At 61.7% G+C, this 9,186-nt stretch carries 9 protein-coding genes, 1 tRNA gene and 1 riboswitch; of the genes, 3 read left to right on the top strand and 7 right to left on the bottom strand.

The features are described from left to right. Positions 1-209 precede the first annotated feature (209 nt). The 3 genes from HMPREF2765_RS04590 to HMPREF2765_RS04600 form a co-directional block, all read right to left on the bottom strand. The gene (locus HMPREF2765_RS04590; RefSeq protein WP_070604432.1) at positions 210-1,007 is read right to left on the bottom strand and encodes an energy-coupling factor transporter transmembrane component T family protein; all 798 of its coding nucleotides are present in this window, start codon (positions 1,005-1,007) and stop codon (positions 210-212) included. Further along, positions 1,004-2,614 carry an ABC transporter ATP-binding protein gene (locus HMPREF2765_RS04595; RefSeq protein WP_070604434.1) on the bottom strand — a complete coding sequence of 537 codons (1,611 nt, stop codon included), beginning with the start codon at positions 2,612-2,614 and terminating at the stop codon, positions 1,004-1,006. Before HMPREF2765_RS04595 ends, HMPREF2765_RS04590 begins: the two co-directional genes overlap by 4 nt. An 88-nt stretch (positions 2,615-2,702) precedes the next feature. Then, entirely contained in the window at positions 2,703-3,335 is a 633-nt protein-coding gene (locus tag HMPREF2765_RS04600) for an ECF transporter S component (protein WP_049350529.1), read from the bottom strand. 58 nt (positions 3,336-3,393) lie between these two features. After that, positions 3,394-3,494, bottom strand: a riboswitch (TPP riboswitch). Between the two features lie 267 nt (positions 3,495-3,761). Between HMPREF2765_RS04600 and HMPREF2765_RS04605 the strand changes: the two genes are divergently transcribed. Together HMPREF2765_RS04605 and HMPREF2765_RS04610 are read left to right on the top strand one after the other, a co-directional pair. Then, a complete protein-coding gene (locus HMPREF2765_RS04605; RefSeq protein ID WP_070604436.1) occupies positions 3,762-3,995 on the top strand; it encodes a DUF4235 domain-containing protein in 234 nt (77 codons plus the stop codon). A 160-nt stretch (positions 3,996-4,155) separates the two neighbouring features. Beyond that, positions 4,156-5,565, top strand: coding sequence for an MFS transporter (locus HMPREF2765_RS04610; RefSeq protein WP_070604437.1), 1,410 nt, complete (start codon positions 4,156-4,158; stop codon positions 5,563-5,565). A 133-nt stretch (positions 5,566-5,698) separates the two neighbouring features. Here HMPREF2765_RS04610 and HMPREF2765_RS04615 read toward each other — a convergent pair whose 3' ends face one another. Next, complete coding sequence (locus HMPREF2765_RS04615; protein ID WP_070604439.1) at positions 5,699-7,039, bottom strand: P-loop NTPase family protein; 1,341 nt, start codon at positions 7,037-7,039, stop codon at positions 5,699-5,701. 137 nt (positions 7,040-7,176) lie between these two features. After that, a complete protein-coding gene (dcd, locus tag HMPREF2765_RS04620) occupies positions 7,177-7,764 on the bottom strand; it encodes a dCTP deaminase (protein WP_070604442.1) in 588 nt (195 codons plus the stop codon). Between the two features lie 128 nt (positions 7,765-7,892). Between dcd and HMPREF2765_RS04625 the strand changes: the two genes are divergently transcribed. After that, positions 7,893-7,966: transfer RNA gene (locus HMPREF2765_RS04625), tRNA-Gly, on the top strand. 195 nt (positions 7,967-8,161) lie between these two features. On the opposite strand, the gene HMPREF2765_RS09070 is transcribed toward HMPREF2765_RS04625, so the two are convergent. Both HMPREF2765_RS09070 and HMPREF2765_RS04630 read right to left on the bottom strand, forming a co-directional pair. Beyond that, positions 8,162-8,569 (bottom strand): carboxymuconolactone decarboxylase family protein, encoded by a 408-nt coding sequence (locus tag HMPREF2765_RS09070; RefSeq protein WP_083303619.1) that lies wholly within the window; start codon positions 8,567-8,569, stop codon positions 8,162-8,164. Then, the gene (locus HMPREF2765_RS04630; protein WP_049342889.1) at positions 8,569-9,030 is read right to left on the bottom strand and encodes a MerR family transcriptional regulator; all 462 of its coding nucleotides are present in this window, start codon (positions 9,028-9,030) and stop codon (positions 8,569-8,571) included. Before HMPREF2765_RS04630 ends, HMPREF2765_RS09070 begins: the two co-directional genes overlap by 1 nt. Between the last annotated feature and the right edge of the window lie 156 nt (positions 9,031-9,186).

Here is a 9,186-nt window from a genome sequence, read left to right on the forward strand (position 1 = left end):
TGCCCGAGCTCTGCGAGGGCGGGTTCCCTGTAGGAGCGAAGGAAGAGTGCGGGCGCCTCCGTAGCCCAGCGTGGGAAGACGGTATCGCCCGTAGTGACATCAGGGTGTCCGAAGCGAAGCGAGGACGGGTGCCCCTGTAGGAACGAGGGCGGATACCGCTTCCCAAGCGGGGTCACGAAAACGAAACCGCAACCTACTGTAAGAACGAACTAGCCCCAGAGGAACTGAATCGTACCCGCAGCAATAGATGCACCGTACGCAACAGCAATGATGACGGCGGCGGCAATGCTCACGTGCACGTCACGGCGCGAATACGAGGGTACGCGCGCCCAGGTGCGTTCGCCCGCGCCAAAGCCGCGCGCCTCCATGGTGATGGCCAGGCGGGAGCCGCGGCGGATGGCCTGCACGAGCAGGGCGAAGCTTTGTCCGCCGAAGGTTTGGGCTCGTCCGGCGAGGGATTGGCCCGCGCCGAGTCCGCGGGCGCGTCGTGCCTGGCCGAGGGCGTTCCATTCGGCGAAGAGGATGCCGACCAGGCGCAGGGCGGCGATGGTGGCGAGCACGAATCGTGCCGGCAGTTTGAAGGTCTGCGCGAGGGAGTCGCCGAGGTCGGTCGGATCGGTGGTGAGCACGAATGCGAGGGTGGGCAGGACCATGGCGAGGGAACGGATCATCATGGCTGCACCGACGGCTGCGGAGCCGGTGGTGATGGTGTTGAAGCCGAGGTTGAGGATCACGTCGCCGGTTTTGGCGCTGAGCATGGCGACGGACCAGCCGGTGGTGATCACGGCGATGAGGATGGGCCAGAAGCGGGCGAGGACGTTGACGGGCCGGAACCCGACGAGGATGAATCCGAGCAGTTCGAGGGCGAAGAGGATTCCGGAGGTCAGCGGGTCGCGCACGATGAGCGCGGCGATGATGAGGGCGAAGGAGACGACGAGCTTGACGCCGGCGTTGAGGTTGCTGAAGTAGCTGGTTCGGTCGATGGTGCCGAAGAAGTCGGTGTTCATGCGTTCTCCTTTCCGGGGGTTGCGGTGGCTTCGGAGGTGTCTAGGGCTTCGAGCGTGATGGATTTGCCACCGAGTGCGGCGGTGTAGTCTTCGTCGTGGGTGATGGAGATGACGGCGGTCCCGCCTGCGAGTAGTTCGCGGATGAGGTCGACGAGTTCTGCCCAGGTTCGTGCGTCTTGGCCGAAGGTGGGTTCGTCGAGGATGAGGATTTTGGGTGCGGTGGCGAGTGCGGAGGCGACCGAGAGCCTGCGTTTTTCGCCGCCGGAGAGGGTGAAGGGGTTGGCGTCGAGTAGGTGGTTGAGGCGTAGGTGGGCCGCGAGTTCGTTGGTGCGTGCGGTGAGGTCGTCTTCGTTGAGGGGGGTGCGGGTGAGTGCGGCGAGTCGGCGGGGGCCGAGTTCGAGTTCTTCGCGTACGGTGCCGCGGATGAATTGGTATTCGGGTTCTTGGAAGACGTAGCCGATGCGGCTGAGCATTTGGGCTGGGGTCCAGGTGGGCACGTCCCAGTGTGCAGTCTGACCGCCGTGGTTACGCAGCGTGTCGGTGGCGGCGAGGGTGCCGTCGGGTGCGGTGAGGAGCCCTGCGAGGGTGAGGGCTAGGGTTGATTTGCCGGCGCCGTTGGGGCCGAGCACGCTGAGGTGTTCGCCGGCGTGCAGGGTGAGGTTGATGCCGCTGCGCAGGACAGGCAGGTCGGTGGGTACGGGTGCGGGGGTGTCGCCGAAGCGTTTGATGGTGCGTCGGCGTGCACGTCGTTGTTTGGGGGTGGGTTGTGCGCGGGTGATGCTGAGGTTTTCGGCGCGCAGTAGCGCCTCGCCGTACTTGCTATCGCTGTTGCTCTGCGGCGCACGCGGCACGTAGTTGGGCACCCACACGCCGGCGTCGATGAGATCCCGACGGGCTTCGGTGAGCACGGTGTCGGGTGCGCCGTCGTGGGTGATGGTGCCGCCTTCGCCGAGTACGATAATGCGGTCCATGTGCGGCGCCCAGATGCTCACGCGGTGTTCCACGACGAGCAGGGTCGCGCCGGTGGCCTCCGCGGCGGCAAGAATACTGTCGCGCACCTCCTGCACACCGGAGGGGTCGAGGTTGGCGGTGGGTTCGTCGAGGATCATGGCGCCGGGGTGCATCGAGAGGATACCCGCCAGGCCGAGGCGCTGCTTCTGTCCGCCGGACAGCGCGCTGCTGGGGTGGTCGAGGGCAAGGTCGTTGAGCCCTACGGCGGTGAGGGCTTCGGTGACGCGGCGCCAGATTTCTTCGCGGGGTACGCGCAGGTTTTCGGGGCCGAAGGCGACGTCGTTGCCGACGGTTGCCATGACGATGGAGGATTCGGGGTCCTGCTGCATCATGCCCGCGGTGCCACGTGCTTCGGCGGGTGCTTGCCCGTTGATGGTGATGGTGCCGCCGGCGGATTCGCCGTCGTCATCGTGGAGCACACCGGCGATGGCGTGCAGGAGCGTCGATTTGCCGGCGCCGGAGGTGCCCAGTAGCAGGACTTTTTCACCGGGGTTGATGGTGAGGTTGAGTCCGCTGATGACGGGTTCTGGGCGTCCGGGGTGGTGCCAGCTGAAGTTGTTGAGCTCGATGCGCGCCCCGCGCGGTGTTGCTTCCATGATGGTTCCTTAGCCTTTTGTGTGGCTGCTGTAGTGTGCCGAGTGGTGACTCGTGGTGAGTGACTAGCCGGTGGATAGTTGCTGGTGGTTAGCGGCGGGTCTTGCCGGATGCCAGCGAGGAGAGCACACCGGTCTTGGCGAGGTTCTGCACGAGAATCCATGCGAGGAAGCCTGCGATCACTGCGCCGGAGATGACGGCGCACGCTACGTAGATGATTGCCTTGACCGGTTCCATGTCGGGGTAGTAGATGAAGATTTCGTTAACACCCATGAACAGGCCGCTGAGCGCACCGGCGAAGACTGCTACGAATGCGTCCCAGCGACGGTAGCGGAAGATTGCGAAGGCGATTTCAGCGCCAACGCCCTGGAAGAAGCCGGCAATCAGGATTTCACCACTCCACGCGCCGCCGGTGAAGAGCACGGAGATGAATGCTGCGACGATTTCACCGAAGAGTGCCGCACCGGGCTTGCGGATGAGCAGGCCGCTGAGGGTGCCGCCAAGCAGCCATGCGCCGGCGACGATGGGGCGGAATTCGGGTGCTGCTACGAGTGCAGTTTTGGCGGCGGGGCCGACTGCGATGTCCCAGATCCAGAAGATGACGGCGCAGGCTACTGCGATAACTGCGGCGATAACGATTTCGTTGACTCGCCAGCGCAGGTTCGGCTTCTTCGATTCTGCCTGGCTAGATGCCTGGGAGGCGGGGGTTGCGTTCTGTGACATTGGTGATCCTTCCGTCGTTGGAAGGGGAATGTCCTCGCCCTCTGATTGGACGAGGGCATTGAGAAGAAATTCGACTCCCTACGCCGGTACTAACCGGATCAGGTTCGAGGGTCTGCTTAGCACTCTCAGCGCCTCGGTGGCGCTCCCCTGTCGTTGTGGGCTTCCTTGTCCGTACCGTTGTGGTGCAGGTGGAAGCCCAGGTTCGATTGTAGGCGTGTCTGGCTGTTCGTGCCAATTTGCCGCTTTTTGTTTTCTTCTTCTGCCCACATTACAGAATTGCACGGTGTACAATTTTGGGACGGAGCGGCTCCAAGGCGGCACGAACGCCTTAAACCCTATACGCTAGGGAGTGGCGCTCTTTTCTCACCCAACCCCGAAGGGGTTCACGGGCAGGACGCCGCATCGTATACAGCTAAGGAGATACACATGAACCCCGTCGCTAAGCTTGCCATTGCGGGTATCAACATGGGCGCTACTGCCCTGGTTGGTAAGGGTCTGGGCGCAGCCTGGACCAAGGCTACCGGCAACCAGCCTCCCGCCATTTCCCACGACTCTGAAGACACCCTGCGTCAGGTCATCCTCTGGACCGTTCCGACCTCCGTCGTCGGTGCTGTAGTGAGCTTCGGTATTGCTCGCCTGCAGCGTCGTTTCTTCAACTAAGACTTTGCGCCTTCCGCGCGAAAGTTCATGAACTAGGCGGTACGTATCTCCACTCGGTACGTACCGCCTGGTGTTCCATCTTCAGCACGCCCGCCCCACTTCAGCCGGTTTCACGCCGCCGCTACGCTGAAGCGCCACCTCGGCATCCGAAAGCACAACTATGACTATTTCTTCTCCCCGCCGTAAGACGAAGGCTCCGCGTAGGGTCGTTGACCACGCGAACAGCCGCCGTTCGGTCGCGTCCTGGGTCATGTGGGATGTTGGTTCGTCGAGCTTCGACTCGATTATGATGACCTTCATCTTCACCGTGTACCTGACCAGTAGCTATTTCGGCACTCCCGAAGAGACCTCCTCGGCGCTGTCTCTGGGTCTGACCATTGCAGGGTTCCTCATTGCGATTCTGGCGCCGGTGACCGGTCAGCGTAACGACAAGTCTGGCCGCGGCATCTTCTGGCTCGGCGTGAACACGCTACTGCTGGTCGCTTCGATGGCGGCGTGCTTCTTCGTCGCCCCCGACCCGGGCTACCTGTGGTTGGGTGTGTTCCTGGTGTCTGCCGCGAGCGTGTTCAGCGAGTTCGCGTACGTGAACTACAACGCGGTGCTGCCGCGCGTTTCGAACCCGAATAATATCGGTAAGATTTCGGGCACCGGCTGGGCCGCCGGTTACATTGGCGGCATCCTCGCCCTGGCCGTGGTGCTGTGGGGCTTCGTGCTGTCCCCCTCGTCCCTGGGCTTGAGCGAGGAGGGGGCCCTCAACATCCGCGCGGTGACCCTGTTCGCCGCGGCCTGGTGCCTCATCTTCTGCGTGCCGCTGCTGATTCGGATGCGCACCCGCGAGCGCTTCCTGCCGGAGGTGTTGCCCACCCGCGAGCTGCGTTTCCTGGAGCTGGGCATGGAGCGTCTCTCCCCCGCCCGCCAGGGTAGCCTGCTCGCCTCCTACAAGGCGCTGTGGCGCACCATTAAGCGGCTGAAGATGACGTCCCCGCAGACCCTGTGGTTCCTGATTGCTTCGGCGGTGTTCCGTGATGGTCTGTCCGGTATTTTTACGTTCGGCGGTATTCTTGCGGCGGGCACGTTCGGTTTCAGCACTTCCGAGGTGATTCTGTTCGGTATTGCCGGTAGCGCTGTCGCGGCGGCTGGCGCGATCCTGGGCGGCTACCTGGATGACTACCTGGGCCCGAAGGCAATTATTGTTATCTCGCTGGTCGGCATTATCTTGGCGGCTACCCCGCTGATGTTCTTCCCCGAACCGGGCGTGTTCTGGGTATGCGCCCTGCTGCTGTGCCTGTTCGTGGGTCCGGCGCAGTCGGCCTCCCGCACGTTCCTGGCTCGCCTGGCCGAGCCCGGCACCGAGGGTGAGCTGTTCGGACTGTACTCGACGACCGGCCGCGCCACGAGCTTCCTGGCGCCGATGCTTTTCGGCCTGTTCGTGAGTATTCTGGGCGCCCAGATTTGGGGTGTTGTCGGCATCCTCGTGGTTGTGGTTGCGGGTCTGCTGATGCTGCTTCCGGTAGAGGCTCCCGGGCCCCTGCGGGTGCGGGCCAACCGCCGCGAGAAGGTGAAGTCTTAGCCGCGGCGGGACCTACCCGGGGGTCTACCCGGGGATCCCCGCGGTCCCTCAGCGGGTATAGCGAAGGGGCGGGCAGAGTTAATCTGCCCGCCCCTTCGCTATGCGCCATCGGCGCTAGGGTACGCTCATCGAGCTACTCGGTCACCACATCGTCGTCTGCCTCGGCGGCCGTCTCAGTGGAGCCTTCCGAGGTCACCTCGCGGTTTTCCTCCGCCTCGTCCAGGACCTCTTCGCTACCGGTTATCTGAGCCCAGGTCGCGTCGTCAATCAGCGGATCGTCAATCACGCGGACCCACAGCATCGCTCCCTGCGCCAGGGCGCTGACGTTCTCGTCGTACGCCTCCGCAGGCAGACCCTCAAAGATCTCAGCCAGACGCGCGTACAGGTCATCGTACGAAATGTCGCCCTCAGCCTGCAGCCAGCACTCCGCCGCGAACTCCGACAGCTCGTTCAACGCGGTGTCCTGCAGCAGCAGGAACGGGCCGTCCTCGCCCACACGCACCGCAGAGGTTCCCGGCGCGCGGTCAATCACAATCGTACCGTTCAGGTACACGCCCGGCAGGTGATCCTCAACCGTGTACTTCTCCAGGCTCTCAACCTCATCAGCGCCCGGCAGCTCACCACCATTCAGCAGATCCTGAACCAGCGGCAGGGTGTCCTCAACCTCCGAGTACACCAGGCGCCACACGCCGCCGCAACGCTCTACCAGCTTGGCCAGCGACACGACGCCCTCGGGGTGCTTCGCCAGACCCGAGCTCTGCTCGCTCAAGAACACCAGCGCCTCGTGCAGCGGCACGCGTTCCAGGCGCGGCTCCTTGGCCTGCTCGTCACGCGAAATCAGCACGATACGGGTCAGCTTGTAGCCGCGGTCCTCGGGGTCGACCACGTTCAGACCGGCCTCAACCGGGTTCTGCTGTTCCTTCGGTGCATTCGGGTCGACAATCACCGACAACGGCTTCGGGTAGGGGGTCACGAAACCTTCATCCGAGATGACGGCGGTCTCGTCCGTCAGGTACGCCAGCTTCGAGCCCAAGAAACGCGAGGCCGTGGTCTTGCCGCTACCCGAAACGCCCACCAGGGCCAGGGCGCGCTTCGACTCGGGGTCACCGATAACCGCCGAATGAAGCATCACGCCGCTACCCACCAGCTGCTCGATCATCGCAACGGTGATGCGGCTCGTCAGGTCCTGCAGGCCCTGCTCCACGCTATCCACGCGCAGCGTGCCAACCTTCATGAACGGGCCCATCAGGGGCTGGGCTATGTCCAGAATCGGGGTGTCAGATACGGGGTGCACCAGCAGCACCTGGTCGTGGTTCGAAACCGCCTCATACGCCTCGTCCGGGGTCTCAAAAAATTCGGGGTTCAGCGGCTCCCAGGCACGCTTAAAACCCTCGATAAAAGCCTCAGACTGGTCAATCAGGTAGACGGAAACCTCCGCGCCCGCCAGGCGCAGAACAACAGGAAGCAGATTCATAACAATCCTTCAAATGAGTGAGAGAATAGCCCCGCACGTGAGTGAACGCACGAGACGCCGGGTGTACGCCCATATGAGGAAGCGCGGGCGACCCAGCCAAGCAGGCCACCCGCGCCCCAACCCCAAACGGGAATAGACTACGACTCCGTCGGAATCATCGTCTGATGAAAATTCAAATAACTACGCGAAGCAGTCGGGCCACGCTGACCCTGGTAACGGTTACCGTACGCGCCCGAACCGTACGGGTGCTCGGTCGGGCTGCTCAGACGGAAGAAGCACAGCTGACCCACCTTAGAACCCGGCCACAGCATAATCGGCAGGGTGGCCATATTCGACAGTTCCAGCGTCACGTGGCCCGAAAAACCGGGGTCGATAAAACCGGCCGTCGAGTGGGTCAGCAGGCCCAGACGACCCAGCGAGGACTTACCCTCCAGGCGGGCGGCCACGTCATCGGGCAGGGTCACCTTCTCATACGTCGAGCCCAGCACGAACTCACCCGGATGCAGGATGAACGGCTCGTCGGGAGCCACCTCCACCAGACGCGTCAGGTCCTCCTGCGGCTGCGCGGGGTCGATATGCGGGTACTTGTGGTTATCGAACAGACGGAAGAAACGATCAATCCTCACGTCCACACTTGCAGGCTGAATCATCGACTCATCGAACGGATCAAGAACGATGCGTCCATCAGCAATCTCTTGACGAATATCGCGATCTGAAATAAGCACGTTTAAAGGATACCTGGCAGAGCCCGCAGACCGCAGGCTCGAGCCCGGCACGACCCGGGTGGTGCGTCACATTGGGCGGGGTGAAACATTTCACGAACCGGCACGGTACACGCTAGACTGGAGGGGATGCGGCTGTAGCTCAATGGTAGAGCGCACGCTTCCCAAGCCTGATACGCGGGTTCGATTCCCGTCAGCCGCTCCACAAGCCCCGGACTTCGTCACGGGGCTTTTTTCGCGTCTGAAGCGGGAATCGCTTCCAGGCGGAAATACATTCCCTCGCGCGCTCGGGATTTCCACCCTCCAGCCCGTCAGCCGCTCCAATAGAACGTCACTCTGGATACAAAGGTTTCCGGCCCTGCCGGGAAGTGTCCGGAGTGGCGTTATCAACTTACCTGTCTTAGTTCCGCCGTGAGTCTATTGCTTCCTGTGCTGCGAAAGTAGCGTTCAGTGCTCGTGGAAAGCCGCAGTACACTGAGGCGTGCAGGATAGCTTCCTGAATTTCCTCTTCGGAAATCCCGACATTGAGTGCCGCTCCAACATGAACTTTAAGTTGAGGTTCGCATCCGCCTAATGCAGTCAATACGCCAATGGTTACTAGCTGGCGACTGCGTGCATCCAGACCGGGCCTATCGTAAATATCCCCGAAAGCAAATGCGGCGATGTGGTGTCCTAAAGCAGGGTTTGACGTGGAAAGTGATTCGATAACACTCTGACCAGCGTCTCCGTCGATACGGGAGAGAACCTGCAATCCAAGATCACGACGTCGCTGGTTATCGACGGAATCAATATCGTACTGATCACTCATTATGGATGGGAACCTTTCTGATACATTGCTATCTTGAATTCGGTAGCTGCCAGCGATAACTGAAGATCCTCTATTCGTTGTCGAAGGATGTCGCGATGCTCCAGCATCAAATCAAGACGCTCCTGTACTGTTTCTGCACCTTGTTCAACCAAGGAGATGTAATGCTGGAGTTGGGCAATCGACATTCCAGAGACCCGCATTCGGGTAATAAAAACCAAACGCCGTACAGCCGCAGCATCGTAAAGCCGATAGCCGGATGCGTCGCGTCCTACTTTCACCAGCTCTGCGCGTTCGTAATAGCGCAGCGTATGTGCGCTGATTCCCAAATACTCGGCAGTGGTAGCGATATCCCACTGAGTGTTCTCGTCATCTCTGATCAGGTCGCGCAACGCCGCAGTATTTAGCCCTCCGGGTGGATCGATAGCGAGCCTAAGGGCTTGCTCTAACCGTTCTTCCAACATGTCAATTACACTAAACCTTTGAGTGCGCTCGAAGGCAAACTGCTATGGTGCTTCACGTTCTGTGACCAGGGATAGGTGTGGCTGATGTTGGCAAGGTAGCCGTTCAGGAACGGTACGGTAGCGGTTGGTCAAGTCCTGTGGAGTGGTGTAATCGTT

This window comes from Rothia sp. HMSC062H08 (assembly GCF_001810775.1).
Lineage (GTDB): Bacteria > Actinomycetota > Actinomycetes > Actinomycetales > Micrococcaceae > Rothia.

Coding starts and splice junctions, on each gene's coding strand:
- HMPREF2765_RS04610 (WP_070604437.1), top strand. CDS start 4,156: ATGACTATTTCTTCTCCCCGCCGTAAGACGAAGGCTCCGCGTAGGGTC.
- HMPREF2765_RS04600 (WP_049350529.1), bottom strand. CDS start 3,335: ATGTCACAGAACGCAACCCCCGCCTCCCAGGCATCTAGCCAGGCAGAA.
- HMPREF2765_RS04605 (WP_070604436.1), top strand. CDS start 3,762: ATGAACCCCGTCGCTAAGCTTGCCATTGCGGGTATCAACATGGGCGCT.
- HMPREF2765_RS09070 (WP_083303619.1), bottom strand. CDS start 8,569: ATGAGTGATCAGTACGATATTGATTCCGTCGATAACCAGCGACGTCGT.
- HMPREF2765_RS04595 (WP_070604434.1), bottom strand. CDS start 2,614: ATGGAAGCAACACCGCGCGGGGCGCGCATCGAGCTCAACAACTTCAGC.
- HMPREF2765_RS04615 (WP_070604439.1), bottom strand. CDS start 7,039: ATGAATCTGCTTCCTGTTGTTCTGCGCCTGGCGGGCGCGGAGGTTTCC.
- HMPREF2765_RS04590 (WP_070604432.1), bottom strand. CDS start 1,007: ATGAACACCGACTTCTTCGGCACCATCGACCGAACCAGCTACTTCAGC.
- HMPREF2765_RS04630 (WP_049342889.1), bottom strand. CDS start 9,030: ATGTTGGAAGAACGGTTAGAGCAAGCCCTTAGGCTCGCTATCGATCCA.